Below are 21,532 nucleotides of genomic sequence, written 5' to 3'. Positions count from 1 at the left end.
GGCGTACTCCTAACTACATTCGAGTTGTCAGTAAATTATTCCGCGTCTTGTTGCGGATTAAGATCAGCGTTTATCTTCGCATACGTGTGCAGCAACTCAGTCAATGTTTTCACCCAGCCAAACGCATCTTGTGGAGGGTCAATCAATAGTTTTTCGACCTGTTCACAGTGCGCTTCCAACGTAATTGCCGTCTCTAAATTGAATGAAATGGCGTAAAAGTGCCAAAGCACTAATCGAGTCATTCGCTCACTGTTCTGCTTAGCGTTGTCAGAGTCATCAAACGCTTGTTGAATCTCGCTTAGAGCAATCGCTGTCATTCGCAACGTTGCGTCAAGGCGCGCTGTCATCATGCGCTCTTCGCTGTCTACTTCTTCGTGTTCAAAGGTAAACAACTCAGTCATCACATCTTCTGGCACCATTCGGCTAATCATTCGAAGACTGAACTCTTCCAGTTCATGACGTGGCATGGTTACTAGGCAGTTAAAGGTGTAATCACGAAGCATATAAAGTCGCTCTGGTTAACGATCAAATTGAACCGCGCATTCTAATAAGATTACGGCAATTTTCCACTGTTTCCTTAAAGTTCCGGGGTTGACTGTGTCCCACACTATCTAAATTACAACGCTAATTCGTTAAGTTATCCGTCTTCGCATCCGCAACGGCAGAAAATATGGCTAAGTCTTTGCAGAATTTGAAGAAGACCATAAAAAGGTAAGAATCTCGGTTGAGCCTTGCGATACCGTGAGGTTTATTATTTTTCGTCTTCTAAAAAAATACTACGTAAATGGATTCGACTAAGCTTAATACTCATCACGGTGGTAGTGCACCATCACGTAATGACCACCATCGAATAACATCATAGCTATCAGCGTGCGAGGTAAAAAATGTCAAAAACAACGAAGCTCGAAAACGAAGACAAGTTATTCAAAAAGGCATTGGAAGTAGGCTGCAAAATGGCAGCGATGCAGGGTTATCCGATTCAGGATCAATCGGCAACCCCCGCAACCAAAGCAAAAGCTCTCTATCATTTTCTTATAGAAGTAAAACAAATCGTCCCTCTCCCAGAAGACAAAGAAGATGGACCTCACATCAAAAAACGACTCGCTATCTGGCTTCACAGTGCCTTGCCTGATAATGACCCTCTAAAATAGCCAATATGTCATGGAGCCTGTTGTTTCGCAGGCACCATGACACTTTCACTAGTGCTCGATGTCATCCTCAATCCAAACATTTCTAAAATCTGGCCAAGACCAATCCGTAATAGATACCCCCTGCAGCACCCCTTTCCAACGTAATGTCTGTCTATGATGAAATAGAGGTGTAAGCCAGTTCTGGTAATGCATCGTTGTCGCAATAGACTCTAGCTTCGCCAAATAATGAGTCACTTGGCTATGTTCACGAACATTGACCACTTCAGCTCTTAGCCACGCTGAAGCATCATCCGATAAACCTTGGTGCAAAATAGAATCTGACATCAACCATCGATAAACAGAGATAGGCAAATTATCATCTACATTAAAACTGGCAATCACTAACGGTTCATTGAGCTCACGGTGTTGCGACAACTTATGCAGTTCTTCTAGTGAGTAGACATTGATGGTGCAGTCGATACCCAATTGATTCAAAGTGTGTTTCATCACTTGAGCGCAATCTTTGATTACTAGATGGTCGTAAACCGCTATATCCAAACAACTTGGAAGCGATGCCGGTTCAGGTTGACAGGGTTTAATCTGTGTCCAACTAGGTAAGAAGTTATAAGCTGGAATCGACGCCATTAACAGTTCTGACAATTGATCATGTTGCAATATCGTTTCAGGTGAAAGTACGCTCACCAACCAACGCCGCTGTGCAAGCGTTAACTGTTGCGTGCTGGCTGCATTAAACAACATATACAGGCAGCCATTTTCGATTCTAGTCTGGGTGCTTTCCCGAACATCACTGCGGTTTTCAATTAAGTAGTCAGGCCTATCTAAAAGATTAGGCTGGTCATAATGGCCTAACTGAATGCGTTCACTCGGCGTATTGGCTAACTGCCAAATTGTTACCGTGTCGGTCAAAGCGCGCAGTCCAAAATAAAAGTCATTTGCTTGTAACCTCAAGCGCTCACCCGATTGCTCGACAACTTGGAACGCGCCAGATCCATCGACTGTCGTTAGGAGATCAGAGCCGATTTGCTTAGGTGGCTGAATGGAATAGCGTAAATCAGACAGCAAGGCGGCAAAACCAAGATCTGGACTGCTAAGCTCAAACGTCACACTTTGCTTCGTATAGGAGATAGCCACCACATGCGACAGTTCTTCACGATATTCTGGAAGATGGCGCAACTGCTCAAATAGGTCTTTGATAAGTGCGGCAGAGATAATCTCACCAGAGTGAAATTTAAGTTGTGGACGAACATAGAAGCGCCAAATGGTCGCGTGTTCATTACTGGTCCATGCATGAGAAAGCTGAGGGGTTAGCTGCCCATTTTTGTCACACCCTGTTAGGCAGGCATAGACTTGTCTCACTAAGAATCGTTCACTGTTCCTCAGTGGAATATGAGGCAGTAATTCACTAAAGACCCGTTGATAAGTAAGTTGAATATGCAACTGATCTTCACGCACAATGGCACCTGAAGTCTGACGCAATAAAGCTCCGAACTGGCGTTGATCCTCTTCGAGAAACGCCATCGCTGTTTCATAGTATCCAGCCTCTATTTGTACCCTTGCCAATAGTTGGCGAAGTTCAGCACGTTCAAAAGCAAGGTGTATCATTGAGCGTTGGTTCCGACCAACTTTAGGTAGCCAAGTAAGCCATTGTCGTTGCTGAAGTTCTTGTAACAAGGTTCGACTATGACGAGTCGTAGTACAAAGTTTCTCCGCCACTTCAGACAGAGAAATCAACACATCACACTTGGTTCCTAGCGGCAGTAAACGTTCATAATAATGCAGTGCGCGTTGGTCTTTCATCTCATCCCTCAATTACCTAAGAATACTGTTTTCGAAGCACAACCGGGAAAATAACGATACATTTTATTCCCCATTTAAATCCAGAACCCCTTATATAGCGCTGAAATTCGTTTAAAAGTATATATTGAGGAAGATTATAAAAAAACATTCGCTCTTTTTTCATTCCCTATATTATTCAATACTAGGTCTATAGTCGTTTTACTTACAGATTGTTGCTGACAGCAAGCTCATTAGCGACAAATCCCAATCAACAAAGCAAATAAGCTTAGAGGTTTCATATGACTCAGTTTCCGGATAACTTCCTGTGGGGTGGCGCCATTGCTGCTAACCAAGTTGAAGGTTCTTATAACCTTGATGGCAAAGGACTCTCGACCTCAGACATGCTGCCTTCAGGCATTTTGAGTCCTCACCAAACTCGCGATCAACGTACACCTGGTATCAAGGATCTTGCTATCGACTTCTACAACCGTTATCCAGAAGACATTGCGCTTTTTGATGAGATGGGCTTTAACTGCTTAAGACTTTCCATCGCTTGGACTCGCATTTTCCCAAATGGTGATGACGCACAACCAAACGAAGCGGGACTTGCTTATTACGACCGTCTATTTGATGAGTTAGCGAAGTACAACATGACACCATTCGTGACCTTGTCTCACTACGAGATGCCTTATGCGTTAGTAGAAAACTACGGTGGCTGGGGTAACCGAAAACTGATTGAAATGTTTGAACGTTACGTTACAACAGTATTTGAACGTTACAAAGACAAAGTGAAACTGTGGCTGACATTCAATGAAATCAACATGTCATTGCACGCGCCTTTTACTGGTGTAGGTTTGCAAGAAGATGCTACAGAACAAGAAATCTATCAGGCTATCCATCATCAATTGGTCGCCAATGCAAAAGCAGTCAAACTTTGCCAAAAAATCATTCCAGATGGCAAGATCGGTAACATGCTGTTGGGGGCGTTAAACTACCCATACACATGCAATCCTGACGACGTTATTGCTGCTATGCACGAAAACAACAAATGGCTTTTCTTCGGAGATGTACAAACTCGTGGTCAATACCCAGGCTACATGCTGCGTTACTTCCGTGAAAATCACATCGAACTCGATATTCACGAAGGTGATCTAGAAACCATCGCTGCTGCATCTGTTGACTTCATTTCATTTAGCTATTACGCCAGTGGCTGTGCAAGTGCCGATCCAAAGCAAAAAGAAGTGGGTAATATCGTTGATAGTGTGCCAAACCCATACCTTGAGAAAAGTCAGTGGGGTTGGTTGATCGATCCGAAAGGACTGCGCATTTTGCTTAACTTCCTGCACGATCGATACCAAAAGCCGTTGTTTATTGTAGAGAATGGCCTAGGTGCGCGAGACGAAATTGATGCAAATGGCAATATTGACGATGACTACCGCATCAAGTACCTAAATGACCATTTAGTACAAGCGAGAGAAGCGATTGAAGATGGTGTTGAACTAATGGGATTCACTAGTTGGGGTCCTATCGATCTTGTAGCGAACTCCACCGCAGAAATGAGTAAGCGTTACGGTTTCATTTATGTCGACCGACATGATGACGGCAACGGCACACTAGAACGGAAGCGTAAAAAAAGCTTCTATTGGTATCAAGAAGTGATTAAAACCCAAGGTAAATCACTAAGCGAATAACCCAAAAGAAAAAAGCCAGACAACACGTCTGGCTTTTGTTTACCGGATTGATTGTAAGCCAAAAGGCGCATTCATTAACTCTGAGTTTGGGTACTATCGCGGATAATGACTTGAACTGGAGGAATATCGTAGTTTGGTTTGTTGCCACTGATTAGGTCGAGCAGGTATCTGACTCCTATTTCTCCCATTTCAGCAAACGGTTGGCGTACCGTCGTTAATCGGGGAATGTAGTATTCATCAATGGGGAGATCATCGAAGCCAATTACCGAGACATCCTCAGGGACTCGCAAATCGTATTGATGTAAAGCTTGAATTGCACCAAAAGCGCTATGATCATTGGCGGCAAATATTGCGGTGGGTTTAATTCCGCCTTTTAAGGCCGTGGTCAAATTTTGAAAGGCGTTTCTTGATTCAAAGTGACCGTCGATAACCATACCAGGTTCGGCGACCAATCCTGCGTTTTGTAGCGAGCGTAAATAGCCTGCAATCCGATTTTCTGAATCTATATTGCCGCTAGGACCAGCTAAGTGCATGATTTTCTTGTGGCCTAGCTGAACTAAGTGGTTAGTGGCTAGGTAGCCTCCCATTTCATTATCAACGTTAATAAGAGGCAGGATCCCCTTACCTCTTCGACACATCAACAACGTTGGGATTTTCCCCGTCAGCGCTGCGATATCTTCTTCCGCCAAATCACCACCGACAACAATGATGCCATCCACTTGTCGCGACACCAGATCTTGCAGCTCGTGACGTTCACGACTTTGTTCCCAGTTCGTAGTTTCGATAATAATGTCGTAACTGTGGTTACGCATCCTTCGGTCCATACCGTATAAAATGCGACTGACATAAGGAGTATCAAATGAAGGTGCGACGACACCGATCTTCATATTTCGTTTGGTTTTAGGCTGTGCTTTGCGGCCTTTAGGTTTAAAACCGAGCTCAAAAATCGCATTTTCGATGGTATCAACTTTATCTTTAGCGATAAAAGTCGTTCTATTTAGATATCGAGAGACGGTGCTTGGCGATACGCCAGCCATTCTAGCAACATCGTATATGGTGGCTTTCTTCTCTTTCATATGGCCGATTTCACCGCATTCCTTTGTGTACTGTTTCGGACAATCACTTCCACTGGTGGGACTTGGTAGTTTGGCTTAACTCCACTAATCAAATCAAGTGCATAGCGTATTGCAATGGACCCCATGATCTCGAGCGGCTGTTTTACTGTGGTGAGTTGCGGTATCAAGTAGCTCGAAAAGGGCAAGTCATCAAAGCCAATTAACGACATATCATTTGGCACTTTGTAACCCCGTTGATCCAGCGCTTGAATCGCCCCATAAGCACTTTCATCGTTAGAAGCGAAGATAGCACTGAATTCTATGCCTTGGTCTATCGTTGCTTTCACAGCTTCAAGTGACTGTTCTGACTTAAACCCGCCTTCAATGATGAGTTCATCCAACACTTCAATACCTGCTTTCTCTAAACTGCGTCGGTATCCCACTACCCGTTCATCTGCATCATTGTTGCCAATAGCGCCGCGCAGGTGAAGAATTCTGGTATGCCCTAGTTGAATCAGATGATTTGTTGCTAAATATCCCCCTAGCTCATTATCAACGAGTACCTGAGGTATACCGGTAATGGTATCTGTTGGTGCAAGGTAGACCGGACTTCCTAGCAGCAGGACTGGCGTTTTACCTAAGATTGCTTTGACTTCCGCATCATTGAGGTAGCTACCAATTAACACTATCGCATCAGCATTTCGGTGTTTAAACTGCTTAAGGATTTCTGTTTCACGCGCTTTATTCCAATGACTTGTCTCAACAATAATCTGATACGAATGGTTGAGCACAGTGCTGTCCATGCCCTTTAAGATTCTTGCAATATGTGGACTATCAAATGATGCTGCAACCACGCCAATAGACATACTACGTTTAGTGACAGGTTGCGATTTTCGAGGTTTACTTTTGAAGCCGGAGGCGAACATCGCTTCTTCAATGGCGAGCACCTTGTCTTTGGCAATGAAACTGGTTCGATTCAAATAACGGGAAACGGTACTAGGAGAGACACCTGCGCGTTTTGCGACCTCAGTTGAGGTAACTTTACTTTCCTTTTCTTTTTTCATGGTCCTACCAACATCAGCGCCCATAAAAAAAGCGCCTAAACATAGACGCTTTATAGCTTACCCGAGTTGACAAAATTAAACCGAGAGCATTAACAAGTATTTCGATTAAAGTCGCTCGGTTTCATCCAGCCTTGCAGCGCACTCGCCTCTCCCAGTGAGGCTCCATTCGATTCGATCACAGACTTATACCAAAGCGCGGATTCCTTTGGCGTTCTCTTCATCGTTTCGTAATCAACATGAACCAGACCAAAGCGTTGCTTATAACCTTCAGCCCACTCAAAGTTATCGAGTATTGACCATTGGAAGTAACCCATAATGTCGACGCCATTCGCAGACGCTTCTTTTAGACCTAATAAATAACGATGTAGGAAGTCGATACGTGTCGTATCATGCACTTTGCCATCTAAGCTGACCCAGTCGTTGGTACTGAGTCCATTCTCGGTCACAATAATCGGCTTGTGATAACGTTCATATAAGAACTCAGTACCCCATTTAAGTGCTTCAGGGGTGATCGGCCAATCGAAATGGGTTTTCGGATAGTTGTTTGGATAGGCCACTTCCGGTTTTCCATCGGCTGTGGCACGCACCATTTCTGACTGATAGACATTAAAGCCAACAAAGTCCAATGGCTGGCAAATCGTTTCCATGTCACCAGGCTTGACAACCGGAGCATCTGCACCAAACAACGCTAATCCATCCTCTGGGTATTCACCGTTAAAAGCAGGATCCATCCACCAGCTCGCGTTAAACATTTCTTTGTTAATAACATTGAACGTATGAGCTTTTGCAGCCGCAACATCTTCCGGACTGTTAGTCATAGGTACTGCCGTTCTAAAACAAGGCGCTGCCCCAACCTTAGCTGGGCGTTTCGAATGTGAACGAATCACTTGCACCGCTTTACCATGAGCAAGTAACGCATTATGCCACGCACGATTGACTTCCTTTACAGGCAGTTCAAGACCCGGAGCATGCACGCCAGTTTGGTGACCTAAACCAATAAAACACGCTTGTTCGTTTAAGGTAAACCAATTCTCCACACGGTCTGACAAACGGTCGACGATGACTTTGGTATACTCAGCGAACCAATCGCTAGAGTCATCATTTAGCCATCCTCCTTTGTGGAACAGAGCCATCGGATAGTCCCAATGAAATAAGGTCACCCAAGGGGAAATCCCTTTAGCAAGCAACTCATCCACTAAACGGTCGTAAAAATCTAGACCTTGAGTATTCACTTTACCCGTTCCTTCAGGCATCACTCTTGGCCACATAATGCTCAACCGATACGCTTGTAAAGCGATGGATTGCATGATTTTTACGTCTTCCTCATAACGGTGATAATGATCGCAAGCCATGAAGCCTGTGTTGGTCCCCTTCACAAATCCGTTGCGTCGAGAGCACATGTCCCAAACCGACTCTGCGCAACCATCCACACCTTGGGTGTTACCTTCAATTTGATAACTCGCTGCAGCAGCACCCCAAATAAAATCGTCTCTAAACGCCATTGTTGCTCCTTGTTCTTATAGGCTTTGGTCAATGCAGTTCGCTACACCTTCCTCGGCTCGGTAATACGACAAGGCTAAACAAATTGTTGTTTTAATTGAGTGATGTTTGTCTCACTACATTCGCCGTATTTTTTATTTATATCGAAACCATGAACAATATTTAGAATTACGACAATGCCATGAAATATTTTCCAAATCAGAACATTAAACCTCTTTATATCAATACTTTATCATGAAAAATATTTCATAACCTGTGAGTTATGCAAATTAGACAGAGTGGATTAGATCACAAAACCTCACATTATTGTTCGATAGCATAATTTTAGACGTTCAGTCACCGCATGTTTGTCCTGTGCATTTTCAATCGGATTTATATAGAGACCTAAAACAAGAATGAAATTAGATAATACGTATTACGAAAAGCTATACGCTGGCATCTTAGGAAAAATAATTGGCGTATATGCAGGAAGACCTTTTGAAGGTTGGATTAACGAGAGCATTGTCGACAAATTCGGAGAGATAAATCGTTACGTCAACGAACAAGTTAATCACCCTCTTATCGTTAGTGACGATGATATTACAGGGACTTTCTTATTTACTCATGCGCTGGCAGACCACCATTATCGACCAGACTTTTCTAGCCGTCACATTGGCCAATCTTGGTTAGATAACCTAATTGAAGGAAAAACGATTCTTTGGTGGGGTGGTTATGGACAATCTACTGAGCACACCGCATGGATCAACTTACGCAATGGGATTGAGGCTCCTCAAAGTGGCTCCATCGAAACGAATGGAAAGACCGTTGCTGAACAAATCGGTGCCCAAATTTTTATTGATGGTTGGGCACTGATTAACCCTGCAATGCCAGACAAAGCAGCGTACTTGGCAGCACAAGCGGCTCAAGTTAGCCACGACGGTGAAGCGGTTTATGCTGCAGTTTTACTGGCCGTGATGGAGTCACAAGCCTTCATCGAAAGCGACCTGCAAACCTTAATCGATCTTGGGCTGAGCTATATTCCAACAGACTCGAAAATTGCTGAGGTCATTAACGCTGTTCGCCGCTGGCATGTTGAAAACCCGCACGATTGGAATTGGGCGTTCTCACAGCTTAAGGCGAATTATGGTTATGACAAGTTCAACGGCACCTGTCACGTCGTGCCAAACCACGGATTAATTATTTTATCCCTGTTATACGGCGCAGACAGTTTCCATGAAGCGATGAAAATTGTGAATACACTAGGCTGGGATACTGATTGCAACGCAGCCAATGTGGGTTGCCTAAACGGCATACGACTGGGCTTAGCGGCTCTTGACGACGGTTTTGATTGGCGCACACCTGTTGCAGACAGAATTCTTCTTCCAAGTGCCAACATTCAAGATCACATTTTTGATGCCGTTCAAGAAGCAGACAAGCTTTATGCCATCGCTCATCAATTACATAACAACGAGCGACTACCGAGACGTCCAAGGTTCCACTTCACGCCTAAAGGATCATTGCAAGGATTTTCCATCAATCCTGATTTGAATTACAACCAAAATGCCCGTCTTAGTAATAGTGAGCAAGCGCTGCGTCTAGATTTCTCGCATTTGGTCTGTGGTGTACCGTTGCAAGTTAGTACCGCCACGCACACGCCTTTAGGGAGTAAAGTCAACGAGTCTTCATATCACATTGTTGGCAGCCCGACGCTCTACCCTTCGCAAGTGATTGAAGCCACGCTATCTGGTGCCACCGACTGTAACTACGCTCGTGTTCATTTCTTCATAGAGACCTACGATAGCCAGATGGGTACCAATCGTATTTTCAGCCAACCATTTGACATCGACGTACAGCCAGAGTGTCACAAGTGGACTTTACCAAAACTCGATAATGTCATGATTGCATCGGTTGGACTTCAAATTAGCAACCCTCACTCGGGTAACGATTCAGGACACATAAAACTGCACTCGTTGGATTGGCATGGCACGCCATCACAAACCATCGGTATCGATTGCAATCCAATCCATGAAATCTGGGGAAGCAGTTTTATTAATACCATGGATACCTGCATTAAGTTTGACAATCAGAACATCTATCGTTTGGTGAACAATGATGCTTCTCGACCAGGAGTCTACGTTTACGGAAGTAATGATTGGCAAGATTACACGCTATCTATTGAGCTTAAGCCACAAATTAAACAGCCCTTTGGCCCCATCGTTCGATATCAAGGACTTGAGCGCTATTACCGATTTGAACTCAATGCACAGAATCAGTTAACACTGATACGTCGAGACTATGGAAACGACGTTGTCATTGCCGCTGAGTCGTTCCATTGGCAGCCTCACCAAAGCTATCAGTTCGATCTGTCAGTGATTGGAAATCAGTTTGCTTGCTCGATTAACGGTAGCACCATTCTGACTGCGACCGATGACGCCATGCCAGAAAATTACTACTCCGGCGGTGTAGGTTTTTATAACCAATTAGGCCCGGTTCACTTTACAGATATGACGGTGGTCGCACTCTAGAACAAACTTACGCTTACCTGACCTAGTGACTTGATTGGTCACTAGCATCAACACTAAAGTGACTCAGCGGACAACAATAAAAAACTGAGCGCTTACCCTAACATTAAAGAGATATAGCAATGAAAACAGCAATTAAATACTCCAAACTTGTCTCTGCTATCGCGCTAGCAACACTATCTGGCACGGCATGGGCGCAAACGACATTAAATGTGGCAGCGTTTGCTAACTATGACCAAGCGATCCGCATGGCGATCCCTATGTTTGAGAAAGAAAACCCAGACATTAAGATAAACCTAACCTCATTAGCATTTGATGACCATCACACGGCGATGACAACATCACTGTCCACTGGTGCGAACGTCCCAGACGTGATGGCGATTGAAGTCGGTTACATCGGCCGTTTTGCCAATGCTGGCGGTTTAGAAGATCTTAACTTGCCACCTTACAATGCTGGTCAGTTTGCTGATTCGTTTTCACCATTTACGATTCCACTCGGTCAAAATACAAAAGGTGAACAGTCCAGCCTACCCGTGGATATCGGCCCAGGTGCGATTTTCTATCACAGTGAAGTGTTAGCAAAAGCTGGTGTCACTCAAGAAGAGCTGCTTCGCGATTGGGATTCTTTCATTGAGTCTGGTAAGAAGATCAAAGAGAAAACCGGCTCCTATCTCGTGGCTGATGCGGTGGATGTGAAAGACATTGTCATTCGCTCCGGTTTAAAAGATGGCGAATCTATCTACTTTGACCAAAACAACAAAATCATGGTCGAATCCGACCGTTTCAAACAAGCCTTCAAGCTGGCTAAACAAGTGCGCGATGCAAAGCTAGATGCTCAGGTTAAAGCGTGGAGTACCGAGTGGACCGAAGGGCTTCGCCGTGGTGATATTGCCAGTCAAATGATGGGGTCGTGGCTTGGCGGTCATTTTAATGGGTGGATCTCTCCGGGAGAAAATGTGTGGCGTACCGCGGATCTTCCTGCCAATACGTTCGCCAGTTGGGGCGGCTCATTCTTGGCTATTCCAAAACGCGCAGAACACAAAGATGAAGCGTGGAAGTTTATTGAGTTTATGAGTCAACGTGTTGATATTCAGATGGAAGTATTCGAACAGCTCAATATCTTCCCTTCTTTAATCGAAGCGCAAAACTCTGAGTTTATGGAACAGCCTGTTGAATACTTAGGCGGTACTCAAGCTCGCATGCAGTGGAAACTGGCTGCTGCCAACATTCCAGCTATCAAAGCACATCGCCACGACCCTATCGCTGAGCAGATTGTCGATGATGCGCTTCAATCTGTACTGACACGTAACGTCGAGATTGATCAAGCGTTATCCGATGCCGCTCGTCAAATTAAACGTCGCGCACGCCGCTAACCTAGTTTCATCAATATTCAAAGCGCCTCCTAGCCATTGTTAGGAGGCCCTCCATCTTAGGTAAGTAGATAACTATGGCTTCTGTAACATTTAAGAATTTGAAAAAACGCTATGGCAAAACTGAAGTCGTTAAGCAGTTTGACCTGCACATTAACGATGGCGAGTTTGTCGTATTTTTGGGGCCATCTGGCTGTGGGAAGTCCACCACACTGCGAATGCTCGCTGGATTGGAAGACATCTCTGAAGGTGAAATCTATATTGGTGATCGTTTAGTAAATGACCTCCACCCTACCGACCGCGATACCGCGATGGTATTTCAAAGCTACGCCCTCTACCCACACATGACCGTAGAGCAAAACATCGCTTTCCCACTCAAAATGGCAGGCCACAGTAAAGAGGATATTAAACAACAAGTCGCTGCTGTCGCAGAATCCTTAGAGCTGACTCAGATGCTTAAACGTTATCCTAAAGCGCTTTCTGGCGGTCAGAGACAACGTGTTGCCATGGGCCGTGCTATGGTCCGTGTGCCATCAGTATTTCTATTTGATGAGCCACTTTCCAACCTTGATACCAAACTAAGGGGTAGCATGCGCGCGGAAATTAAAGCCATGCACCAAAAGCTTAAAACCACCACACTTTATGTAACGCATGACCAAGTAGAAGCTATGAGCCTAGCGGATCGCGTCGTTATCTTAAAAGATGGTTATATTGCCCAAATTGGCACACCAAAGGAGATTTTCGACTCCCCTTCCTGTCGGTTTGTCGCGACGTTTATTGGTAGCCCAGAGATGAATATTATTCCTGCCAGCATGTCGAGTTCACGGGGACTGCATATTAATGATCAAGTGGTGGAGCTTGACCGCAGTTTGCATAACTCGCACGAAGGCATTGAATATGGCGTGCGCCCAAGCGATCTGTACCTTAATCGACAAGCCATTGAGTCTGACCACGTTTCCAGCGTTAAAGTGCGCTTGATTCATGCTGAACTTCTTGGGTCAATGTACCACTTACACTGTCAATTAGGCGACAACAAAATCCTTGCAGAAATCGACTCTTCGGATTCTCTCACTCGACTTGAAGGTGAAGACATCGAGCTGTTTTTTGATGTGAAACGAACGCATGTCTTTAACACTGAAGGCAAAGTTTTGCATGCTGCCTAATCGAGAATAGTTACAGGAAGTTTTATATGTCCGCTAACATTATTTCCACTAGTAAACCGACTGAAAAAACGACGACCTGGCATCAATGGCGAGCCAAAAGCCATAAATGGGTACCCTACCTATTTATCAGCCCGTTTTTCATTATATTCTTGGTATTTGGTATTTTCCCGATGCTATTTTCCCTTTACCTCTCTTTCCATTATTGGGAACCTGCTGCGGGACTCAGTGCCATGGAATGGGTAGGATGGGAGAACTATCAATTTGCCCTCACTGATGACTGGTTTCACAAGTCACTCTACAACACATTTTGGATGGCATTAGCATCAGGTGTCCCTCAGCACCTCGTCGCTATACCACTGGCTTTCTTCATCCATACCAGTTTTAAACGCGCCAGAAATGGGGTCATCGGCGTTTACTTTTTACCTTACATCACCTCAACCGTCGCTGTCGCGATGATCTTTACGACGTTATTCTCTCGAGATTACGGCTTGGTGAATATGGTGCTTACCTCTATTGGCACTATCTCTATCGGCGGCATCGAGCCCTTTGCTTGGATTTTCCCAACACAAAATATCGATTGGAACCAACCTGAATATACCAAAGGCATGATTTCATTCGTTGTGTTTTGGCGCTATGTCGGTTGGAATACCATTCTTTACCTGTCAGCAATGCAAACTATTCCAAAAGATCTGTATGAAGCTGCCACTATCGATGGTGCAAGCAGAATAAAGCAGTTCTTCTACATTACGCTGCCCATGCTCAAACCAATGATGTTCTTTGCCATTACGCTGTCTATCATTGGCAGTCTGCAGATCTTCGAAGAACCGTTTATCATCACCAATGGTACAGGCGGTATAGATCAAGCAGGAAAATCTGCCGCTATGCACATGTACATTACCGCGTTCCAAGAAGGGGATTTTGGTACGGCATCAGCAATTTCTTGGATTCTATTTATGATCATTGCCACTTTATCTTGGGGCAATAACAAACTGTTCTCAGATAAAAACCAAGGAGAGAGCGATGAAAACTAATTTCTCCGCTGGGCAAATCACGGCGTATGGTTTTGTCGCCTTCGGTGCAATCGTTATGCTAGCGCCCTTTTACTTCATGTTTGTATTCGCAACTCACGATAACACGGCCATTATGTCTGTTCCGCCACCCATGTGGTTTGGCAATGAACTAAGCAATAATTTGGCAGCCCTTATCGAATACTTACCTTACTTTTGGAAAAACTTAGGTTGGAGTTTTTACGTCGCTGCTATTACCACTGCATTAAACTTATTGTTTTGCTCGTTAGCCGGTTACGCATTCGCCATGTTTGAGTTTCGGTATAAAAAGGTGTTGTTCGTATTTATTATGGGTACTCTCATGCTGCCTGCGTTTTTAAGCATGATTCCAACCGCTTTAATCATGTCGATTCTTGGTTGGATGAATACTCCCAAAGCACTCTATGTCCCCATGGCGTGCGGTGCGATGGGCATCTTTTTGATGAGACAATATATTGGCAGTGCCATACCTAGAGAGCTCATTGAAGCGGCAAGAGTGGATGGATGCAGTGAATTCGGCATCTACTGGCGTATCGTCGTACCATTGATCAAACCTGCGTTGGGCACGCTGGGGCTTGTCGTCTTCATTGGTCAATGGAACAACTTCATGGGTCCACTAGTGGTAATGAACGACATGGAGATGTACACCGTACCTCTCGCGCTGCGAGCGCTGCAAGGAAGCACTGGATTAGTCCCTTATGGCGCAATCTTCAGTGGCGTTACCATTGCCGTACTGCCTCTTATGGTGATGTTCGTGATTAGCTCTCGTAAGCTTATTGACGGTTTGACCGCCGGTGCGGTAAAGGGTTAAGTCAGCCTTTCGGGTGCTACTGGGTTAGTACCCATTGTTGGCGCCCATTTGCTCAATTCACCACCAACCAAATTTCATATGGTTGTACAGCAATCTCTTTCAATCTATAGTGTTTGCTTATAAATACAGAATAAATGACCCAAGGATGAGGAGTGGTAGCATGAAGAAGTATCAAGCATTATTGGCAATGGGCGCGCTCATTTTGATCGCTGGTTGCGCCCCATCAAATGAATATCGCAATAACCAAGAAATTGGCAACAAAATGGAGCAAGATGCTCAGCGTGAGAAAGAGATTTGCACGGCCTTAGGCGATATCAACTGCGCTCAACAGTAATAAACGATCCCTTGTTGCATTAAGTAACAAGGGATTTTTTCCTCAAGCAAGAACGGTTAAGACCCTTACATTTCCCACAGAACAGCACTAACTCTTGCCAAGCAATTTATTTCTGAACTGTTCCATCGTTCCTTGTATCACCACCCTACTCTGAGCATTAAACATAGTCGCAACACTAGAGCCGATGGTCTGCTCCCAATCTTTAGGATTGTCTGCAATACCTTGCCAATATTTGACTTCCGCTTTCGCAACCGCCAAATGATCGGGCCACGTACTCGGCGCAGACAGCATCCTCTGTACGTTACGACTGCAAAACACACTGACGATCTCCGCTTCGCCAAATGTTTTCATCCCGATATAAATCATCTTGATACAACCATTGACCCCAAATCCCACTTGACCATGTCGGCAATGATTTGTGGCAAGAATTGCATCCACCCGAGTACTGCCGTTTGGATTATATGGGCCTTGCATGGAGATTGCTGTCTCATAGTTTTCAATGATCTTAGGCGCAACATAAATACCAAACCCGGTCACCCCTAGTCCTAGAACGTTTCTTAAAACCATCGATTTCTCTCCTACGAATAACCTGTGTCCCATTAATTATAGGCCACCTGTCTATTGTTATGAGTTGAGGGTGTGATGAGTTGGGAGCTGGTTCTGTTTGCAAACTGTGCCGTCTCGGTGCCTTCTATCGTCACTACCACGACATGATAGTTTTTATCTTTTAGCGAGTTTTCAGTTTTCTAGGGATCAATTCAACACCATGCTTATAGCGTTTTGCAGAGGCATTTAATGCCAGCTCCAAGGCACTATCGCAAATCAGTTCAAACTGCTGAGGTAATGAATTCACTTTTGTTGGTAGAAAATCTAGTAACCGATTATCACCGAATGTGGCAAGTTTAATCTTACCCATTAATTCGGGTTGCTCGATAAGTACATCCAAGACACCTTCCAGCAAGGTATAGGACGTCGTAACAATCGCGTCAGGTATAGAGTTCGACTTGACCCAGTCACTAAACACCCGCTTACCTTCATCATTGTTAAAATGCTCACCATAGGTGAAGAAGCACTTAATACCCGCCTCTTTCGCAGCAGACTCAAAACCTAAGTGTCGTTCGCGAGAGATGTTCAAATCAGGCAACGCGCCGATAAGCCCAATAGATTGAGTGCTGGTGTCGATAACCGAGTGAGTCAGCTCAAACGCAGCGCCAAAATCTTCACTAATCACACAACTAAAGTGTTCATCGTCTAACGAACGGTCAATCGCTATTACTGGAGTACCACGATTTTGGATGGTGAGATAAAAGTCACTGGCCTCGGTAATCGCACTGGCCACAAACAATGCATCAATTCGACGCGAGACTAAGGCATCTGCCACCAACTTTTCCGTTTCAGGATCGTCGTCCGAGCAGCCAATAAGAATTTGGAACCCTGCTTTACGAGAATTTTGTTCAAGCAGTTTTGCAATGCGTGCGTAACTGGTGTTTTCTAGATCAGGAATGATTAAGCCAAATGAACGACTATGGCCAGCACGTAGTGATGACGCAGCGTGATCGGGACGGTAATTATGCTGTTCGACAACCGCCATTACCTTTTTTTGGGTTTTTTCAGAAATTCGATATTTCTGCGCTTTACCATTGATTACATAGCTTGCTGTGGTCTTTGACACCCCTGCTAACTTCGCTATTTCATCTAAAGTCATACTCGATCCTTTTTGTGCTTTAGATCATATAAATGAATTCAAACCTAACTGACAAGTTGAATTATAAGCTGAATCGGTTCAGTATAAAAGCTGAAAGGATTCAGCAAAGTTCACAGTTTTGAAAACTGGCCTATATTTACAGCGACACGAACAACACAACGTGTCTGTCTACATAGGGACTAGCGACAGCAAAGTCGGAGGGTAACAAACACGCTTTGCTGAATTTTTTTAAAATTTTGCTGAATCGATTCAGTTAGCGTAAAGAAAAACCAAAAATCGATTCAAGAACAGAACAACGTGGGTAAGCGAACATGCTTGAACTAAACAATAACAACATCAAACTCAATCAATCGTCGGACGACAAACTAAGCGCAATCAAAGTGATCGCAGCTGATCTCACAGAAAAGGGATTAGTTCAGGAAGGTTATGTCGACGGGATGCTTAATCGTGAAGGTCAAAACTCTACCTTCTTGGGCAACGGTATTGCCATTCCACACGGCACGACAGACACACGCGACCTAGTTCAGCAAACTGGCGTTGCGGTTCATCACTTCCCTAACGGTGTGGATTGGGGCGACGGCAACACTGCTTACGTCGCAATTGGTATTGCCGCAAAATCAGATGAGCACTTAGGCATCCTAAAACAGCTTACCAAAGTACTGTCTGCTGACGGCGTTGAACAAAAGCTTAAGCATGCGAAGTCAACAAACGAAATCATCGCCCTACTTAATGGTGATGTTCAGCTTGAAGCAGATTTTGACGCATCACTTATCCAACTTAACTTCCCTGCAAGCGACATGGTTCAAATGGCAGCAGTCGCTGGCGGTCTGCTAAAAAATACTGGCGGTGCTGGAACAGAATTCGTTGCAGACCTAGTGACTAAATCCCCTACTCACCTAGGTAAAGGTTTGTGGCTAGTGAGCAGCGACAAGGCAGTGACTCGCACAGGTATGGCGTTTGTTTCAACTATCAATCAATGTGAGTTAGACGGTACACCAGTACACGCTCTGATCGCATTCGCAGCTTGTAACAATGCTCACCAATCTATGCTCGACAAAATCACTGAAGTGGTATTCAAACAAGAGCAAGAGAAGTTGCTATCACTATCCGCAGAACAGGTGCTGGGTTTCTTCACTGGCGAAGAAGTAGCAAGTGCCGATGCAAATGACGGAAACGTTGCCGTATTTAAGATTAAGAATGCGCATGGTTTGCACGCTCGTCCAGGTGCAATGTTAGTGGCAGAAGCGAAGAAGTTCGAATCAACCATTACGGTTTCTAACCTAAACGGTGAAGGTAAAGCGGTTAACGCGAAGAGCCTAATGAAAGTGATTGCTCTAGGGGTAAAACATGGTCACGAATTGCAGTTCTCTGCTGAAGGCCTTGATGCAGCAGAGGCACTAGAAGCCATTGGTAAAGCGATCGCTTCCGGCCTTGGTGAAGGTTAAGGAGCTCGTCATGACAGCACAAACTAATAAAGTGGTAACTATTACACTTAACCCCGCACTAGATCTCACAGGGAGTTTAGATACCTTAAATACAGGTTCGGTGAGTCTGGTTAATCAAAGCTCTCTACATGCTGCGGGAAAAGGTGTAAACGTAGCGAAAGTACTTAGTGATTTAGGCGCAAACGTTACTGTGGCAGGTTTCCTAGGCAGCGACAACCAAGAGCTGTTCTGCCAACTTTTCGAGCAGATGGGTGCCAAAGACCATTTTATTCGAGTCTCAGGCTCTACTCGCATCAACGTGAAACTGGTCGAGAAGAACGGCGCAGTGAGCGACATTAACTTCCCAGGTGTAGAAGTCGACGAAGCAGCAATCCGTCAATTTGAAGCCACGCTTGATGAACTGATGCAAGATCACGATTACTTTGTCTTCGCGGGGAGTTTGCCTCGCGGTATTAGTAGCGAGCAATGTGCAAGTTGGATTAAGCGATTAGAGCAAAAAGGCAAACGCGTACTGTTCGATAGCAGCCGCGAAGCGCTCGCCAAAGGTCTAGATTCTAAGCCATGGCTAATCAAACCTAACGACGAAGAACTGTCTCAGTTCGTTGGTCGTCATTTAGAAACTCAAGAACAATGTTTAGAAGCAGCAGAGTCAATTTCAGACAAAGGCATTACCAATATTGTTGTTTCTATGGGTGCCGATGGCGTGCTTTGGCTTGAAAACAACCAATGGCTACAAGCAAAACCACCAAGAATGAATGTCGTTAGCACCGTTGGTGCGGGCGATACTCTGGTTGCAGGACTATGTTGGGGTCACATGCAATCATTCGCTAAAAAAGAATTGCTCTCCTTTGCAACCGCACTGTCTGCGTTGGCTGTAAGCCAGGTAGGTGTTGGTGTACCAAGCATTGAAGAAGTTAAATCAATACAACAACAAATACTGTTACAAGAGCTGAGCCGCTAATCTTTCTGAATCTTTGATTCTGATGTTGTGTGGCACTTATGGACACAAAGGTCAAACCTATGAAAATTTCAATTATTACAGCCTGCCCTAGTGGGGTAGCAAACAGCATTATCGCAGCCGGATTGCTCGATCAAGCGGCTAAAGCACTTGAACACGATGCTTCTATCGAATGTCACTCTAGTGTTGTTGAAACACAAACACTGACTGACGCGCAAATTGCTGACTCGGAAGTGGTGATTGTTGCTACAAATGCGCCTGTGGATACACAGCGCCTAGTAGGTAAGAAAGTCTACGAAGCTAGCATTTCCGAGTGCACAACGGATCCAAAAGCGTTCCTAGCTAACGCAATCGAAAAAGCAACTGAGCTAACCCAAAGTACATCAGTTACTCCAGTTGCAGTTGAACAAACTGGTGGCGCGAAGAAAATCGTTGCTATCACGGCTTGCCCTACAGGTGTTGCACATACCTTTATGGCGGCGGAAGCACTAGAAGAGCACGGTAAGCGTTTAGGTCACACAATTAAAGTGGAAACTCGCGGCTCAGTAGGTGCAAAAAATCAACTGACGGCTCAAGAGATCGCAGATGCTGATTTAGTCATCATTGCCGCTGATATTGAAGTGCCACTTGACCGCTTTGACGGCAAGCGTTTATACAAAACCACTACAGGTCTAGCGCTTAAGAAAACCGAACAAGAAATCGATAAAGCTTTTGCTCAAGCGACCACTTATACTCACTCTGGTGCAAGCAACCAAGCAGGCGCAACGGAAGAGAAAAAAGGCGTTTATAAGCACCTTATGACTGGCGTATCTCACATGCTACCTGTTGTTGTAGCAGGTGGCTTGATCATCGCTCTGTCGTTCGTATTCGGTATCGAAGCGTTTAAAGAAGAAGGCACACTAGCGGCTGCGCTAATGACCATCGGTGGTGGCAGTGCATTCGCTCTGATGATCCCTGTATTAGCAGGTTTTATCGCTTTCTCTATCGCAGACCGTCCGGGTCTTGCTCCGGGTTTAATCGGCGGTATGCTGGCAAGCTCTACAGGTGCAGGTTTCCTTGGGGGTATTGCAGCCGGTTTCATTGCGGGTTATTCAGCGAAGTTGATTGCTGACAAAGTGTCTCTGCCACAGTCAATGGAAGCGCTTAAACCTATTTTGATCATCCCATTCCTAGCAAGTTTATTCACTGGTTTGGTCATGATCTACATCGTTGGTGGTCCTGTTGCAGGCATCATGGCAGCAATGACTGACTTCCTAAACAACATGGGTAGCACGAACGCAGTACTACTGGGTATTATCCTTGGTGCAATGATGTGTTTCGACCTAGGTGGTCCAGTCAACAAGGCAGCATACACCTTTGGAGTTGGCCTACTGGCCTCTCAAACTTACACGCCGATGGCAGCAATCATGGCTGCTGGTATGGTTCCTGCGTTAGGTATGGGCTTGGCAACGTTCCTAGCTAAAGACAAGTTCGAAGCAGCTGAGCGTGAAGCGGGTAAAGCCTCTTTTGTACTGGGTATGTGCTTCATCTCTGAAGGTGCGATTCCATTCGCAGCAAAAGACCCAATGCGTGTTATCCCATCTTGTATGCTTGGTGGTGCGTTAACAGGTGCGCTGTCTATGCTAGTCGGTGCGAAGCTCATGGCGCCACATGGTGGTCTGTTTGTTTTACTGATTCCAGGTGCTATCTCACCAGTGCTGATGTATTTGGTGGCTATCGCAGCAGGTACAGCCGTCACGGGCTTCACTTACGCTTTCCTAAAGCGTCGTGAAGAAAGCAAAGACGTGGCGACAGCTTAACTTTGTAAAAGTCCAAGTGAGCATGCTCACTTGGCACAATGCCTCCCCCAAAATAGGCATTTTTCAGCGCTGCTCCTCGCAGCGCTTTTTTGTCGTATCTGGCTATTTTCTTGTATTCCACTCCTCATGGCTCCATATTCCCTATATCTTGCTAACGATCTTT

At 44.9% G+C, this 21,532-nt stretch carries 18 protein-coding genes; 11 read left to right on the top strand and 7 right to left on the bottom strand.

What is annotated here, in order from left to right:
- Window positions 1-35 precede the first annotated feature (35 nt).
- Complete coding sequence (locus tag VTH8203_RS10485) at window positions 36-503, bottom strand: exoribonuclease R (RefSeq protein ID WP_096993633.1); 468 nt, start codon at window positions 501-503, stop codon at window positions 36-38.
- A 381-nt stretch (window positions 504-884) separates the two neighbouring features.
- Here VTH8203_RS10485 and VTH8203_RS10480 point away from each other — a divergent pair, with 381 nt between their 5' ends.
- The gene (locus tag VTH8203_RS10480; RefSeq protein ID WP_096993632.1) at window positions 885-1,151 is read left to right on the top strand and encodes a DUF5062 family protein; all 267 of its coding nucleotides are present in this window, start codon (window positions 885-887) and stop codon (window positions 1,149-1,151) included.
- A gap of 48 nt (window positions 1,152-1,199) precedes the next feature.
- Here the strand turns inward: VTH8203_RS10480 and VTH8203_RS10475 are convergent, their stop codons facing one another.
- Entirely contained in the window at window positions 1,200-2,948 is a 1,749-nt protein-coding gene (locus VTH8203_RS10475) for an SgrR family transcriptional regulator (RefSeq protein WP_096993631.1), read from the bottom strand.
- A gap of 278 nt (window positions 2,949-3,226) precedes the next feature.
- Here VTH8203_RS10475 and VTH8203_RS10470 point away from each other — a divergent pair, with 278 nt between their 5' ends.
- Window positions 3,227-4,618 (top strand): glycoside hydrolase family 1 protein, encoded by a 1,392-nt coding sequence (locus tag VTH8203_RS10470; RefSeq protein ID WP_096993630.1) that lies wholly within the window; start codon window positions 3,227-3,229, stop codon window positions 4,616-4,618.
- A gap of 74 nt (window positions 4,619-4,692) precedes the next feature.
- Here the strand turns inward: VTH8203_RS10470 and VTH8203_RS10465 are convergent, their stop codons facing one another.
- The 3 genes from VTH8203_RS10465 to VTH8203_RS10455 form a co-directional block, all read right to left on the bottom strand.
- On the bottom strand, window positions 4,693-5,694 hold the full coding sequence (locus VTH8203_RS10465) for a LacI family DNA-binding transcriptional regulator (RefSeq protein WP_096993629.1): 1,002 nt from the start codon (window positions 5,692-5,694) through the stop codon (window positions 4,693-4,695).
- Window positions 5,691-6,737, bottom strand: a complete 1,047-nt coding sequence (locus VTH8203_RS10460) for a substrate-binding domain-containing protein (RefSeq protein ID WP_244181191.1) — start codon at window positions 6,735-6,737, stop codon at window positions 5,691-5,693. The genes VTH8203_RS10465 and VTH8203_RS10460 overlap by 4 nt, the downstream gene beginning before the upstream one ends.
- A gap of 89 nt (window positions 6,738-6,826) precedes the next feature.
- Window positions 6,827-8,239: a GH1 family beta-glucosidase gene (locus VTH8203_RS10455; protein WP_096993627.1), complete on the bottom strand. Its 1,413-nt coding sequence runs from the start codon at window positions 8,237-8,239 to the stop codon at window positions 6,827-6,829.
- A gap of 393 nt (window positions 8,240-8,632) precedes the next feature.
- Here VTH8203_RS10455 and VTH8203_RS10450 point away from each other — a divergent pair, with 393 nt between their 5' ends.
- From VTH8203_RS10450 to VTH8203_RS24505, 6 genes are all read left to right on the top strand, one after another.
- Window positions 8,633-10,741, top strand: coding sequence for an ADP-ribosylglycohydrolase family protein (locus tag VTH8203_RS10450; RefSeq protein ID WP_096993626.1), 2,109 nt, complete (start codon window positions 8,633-8,635; stop codon window positions 10,739-10,741).
- Window positions 10,742-10,860: 119 nt separating this feature from the next.
- On the top strand, window positions 10,861-12,111 hold the full coding sequence (locus tag VTH8203_RS10445) for an ABC transporter substrate-binding protein (RefSeq protein WP_096993625.1): 1,251 nt from the start codon (window positions 10,861-10,863) through the stop codon (window positions 12,109-12,111).
- A gap of 74 nt (window positions 12,112-12,185) precedes the next feature.
- Window positions 12,186-13,271, top strand: coding sequence for an ABC transporter ATP-binding protein (locus VTH8203_RS10440; protein WP_096993624.1), 1,086 nt, complete (start codon window positions 12,186-12,188; stop codon window positions 13,269-13,271).
- Between the two features lie 26 nt (window positions 13,272-13,297).
- Window positions 13,298-14,302, top strand: a complete 1,005-nt coding sequence (locus VTH8203_RS10435) for a carbohydrate ABC transporter permease (protein WP_096993623.1) — start codon at window positions 13,298-13,300, stop codon at window positions 14,300-14,302.
- The gene (locus tag VTH8203_RS10430) at window positions 14,292-15,128 is read left to right on the top strand and encodes a carbohydrate ABC transporter permease (RefSeq protein WP_096993622.1); all 837 of its coding nucleotides are present in this window, start codon (window positions 14,292-14,294) and stop codon (window positions 15,126-15,128) included. The genes VTH8203_RS10435 and VTH8203_RS10430 overlap by 11 nt, the downstream gene beginning before the upstream one ends.
- Window positions 15,129-15,288: 160 nt before the next feature.
- Window positions 15,289-15,462, top strand: a complete 174-nt coding sequence (locus VTH8203_RS24505; protein WP_158296117.1) for a hypothetical protein — start codon at window positions 15,289-15,291, stop codon at window positions 15,460-15,462.
- An 87-nt stretch (window positions 15,463-15,549) separates the two neighbouring features.
- Here VTH8203_RS24505 and VTH8203_RS10425 read toward each other — a convergent pair whose 3' ends face one another.
- Both VTH8203_RS10425 and cra read right to left on the bottom strand, forming a co-directional pair.
- Entirely contained in the window at window positions 15,550-16,029 is a 480-nt protein-coding gene (locus VTH8203_RS10425; RefSeq protein ID WP_096993621.1) for a hypothetical protein, read from the bottom strand.
- Window positions 16,030-16,189: 160 nt separating this feature from the next.
- On the bottom strand, window positions 16,190-17,167 hold the full coding sequence (gene cra, locus VTH8203_RS10420) for a catabolite repressor/activator (protein WP_096993620.1): 978 nt from the start codon (window positions 17,165-17,167) through the stop codon (window positions 16,190-16,192).
- Between the two features lie 311 nt (window positions 17,168-17,478).
- Here cra and fruB point away from each other — a divergent pair, with 311 nt between their 5' ends.
- The 3 genes from fruB to fruA are packed head-to-tail and all read left to right on the top strand — an operon-like array spanning window position 17,479 to window position 21,369.
- The gene (fruB, locus tag VTH8203_RS10415; protein ID WP_096993619.1) at window positions 17,479-18,612 is read left to right on the top strand and encodes a fused PTS fructose transporter subunit IIA/HPr protein; all 1,134 of its coding nucleotides are present in this window, start codon (window positions 17,479-17,481) and stop codon (window positions 18,610-18,612) included.
- A 10-nt stretch (window positions 18,613-18,622) separates the two neighbouring features.
- Window positions 18,623-19,573 carry a 1-phosphofructokinase gene (gene pfkB, locus VTH8203_RS10410; protein ID WP_096993618.1) on the top strand — a complete coding sequence of 317 codons (951 nt, stop codon included), beginning with the start codon at window positions 18,623-18,625 and terminating at the stop codon, window positions 19,571-19,573.
- Between the two features lie 59 nt (window positions 19,574-19,632).
- Entirely contained in the window at window positions 19,633-21,369 is a 1,737-nt protein-coding gene (fruA, locus tag VTH8203_RS10405; RefSeq protein ID WP_096993617.1) for a PTS fructose transporter subunit IIBC, read from the top strand.
- Window positions 21,370-21,532: the final 163 nt, after the last annotated feature.

The organism is Vibrio thalassae (assembly GCF_900089835.1).
GTDB lineage: Bacteria > Pseudomonadota > Gammaproteobacteria > Enterobacterales > Vibrionaceae > Vibrio > Vibrio thalassae.
Note: the sequence above shows the minus strand (reverse complement) of the source record. Positions and strands in the feature narration are given on the sequence as shown.

Coding starts and splice junctions, on each gene's coding strand:
- VTH8203_RS10450 (WP_096993626.1), top strand. CDS start 8,633: ATGAAATTAGATAATACGTATTACGAAAAGCTATACGCTGGCATCTTA.
- VTH8203_RS10465 (WP_096993629.1), bottom strand. CDS start 5,694: ATGAAAGAGAAGAAAGCCACCATATACGATGTTGCTAGAATGGCTGGC.
- cra (WP_096993620.1), bottom strand. CDS start 17,167: ATGACTTTAGATGAAATAGCGAAGTTAGCAGGGGTGTCAAAGACCACA.
- VTH8203_RS10425 (WP_096993621.1), bottom strand. CDS start 16,029: ATGGTTTTAAGAAACGTTCTAGGACTAGGGGTGACCGGGTTTGGTATT.
- VTH8203_RS24505 (WP_158296117.1), top strand. CDS start 15,289: ATGAAGAAGTATCAAGCATTATTGGCAATGGGCGCGCTCATTTTGATC.
- VTH8203_RS10470 (WP_096993630.1), top strand. CDS start 3,227: ATGACTCAGTTTCCGGATAACTTCCTGTGGGGTGGCGCCATTGCTGCT.
- VTH8203_RS10445 (WP_096993625.1), top strand. CDS start 10,861: ATGAAAACAGCAATTAAATACTCCAAACTTGTCTCTGCTATCGCGCTA.
- fruB (WP_096993619.1), top strand. CDS start 17,479: ATGCTTGAACTAAACAATAACAACATCAAACTCAATCAATCGTCGGAC.
- VTH8203_RS10460 (WP_244181191.1), bottom strand. CDS start 6,737: ATGAAAAAAGAAAAGGAAAGTAAAGTTACCTCAACTGAGGTCGCAAAA.
- VTH8203_RS10485 (WP_096993633.1), bottom strand. CDS start 503: ATGCTTCGTGATTACACCTTTAACTGCCTAGTAACCATGCCACGTCAT.
- VTH8203_RS10435 (WP_096993623.1), top strand. CDS start 13,298: ATGTCCGCTAACATTATTTCCACTAGTAAACCGACTGAAAAAACGACG.
- VTH8203_RS10455 (WP_096993627.1), bottom strand. CDS start 8,239: ATGGCGTTTAGAGACGATTTTATTTGGGGTGCTGCTGCAGCGAGTTAT.
- pfkB (WP_096993618.1), top strand. CDS start 18,623: ATGACAGCACAAACTAATAAAGTGGTAACTATTACACTTAACCCCGCA.
- VTH8203_RS10430 (WP_096993622.1), top strand. CDS start 14,292: ATGAAAACTAATTTCTCCGCTGGGCAAATCACGGCGTATGGTTTTGTC.
- VTH8203_RS10480 (WP_096993632.1), top strand. CDS start 885: ATGTCAAAAACAACGAAGCTCGAAAACGAAGACAAGTTATTCAAAAAG.
- fruA (WP_096993617.1), top strand. CDS start 19,633: ATGAAAATTTCAATTATTACAGCCTGCCCTAGTGGGGTAGCAAACAGC.
- VTH8203_RS10475 (WP_096993631.1), bottom strand. CDS start 2,948: ATGAAAGACCAACGCGCACTGCATTATTATGAACGTTTACTGCCGCTA.
- VTH8203_RS10440 (WP_096993624.1), top strand. CDS start 12,186: ATGGCTTCTGTAACATTTAAGAATTTGAAAAAACGCTATGGCAAAACT.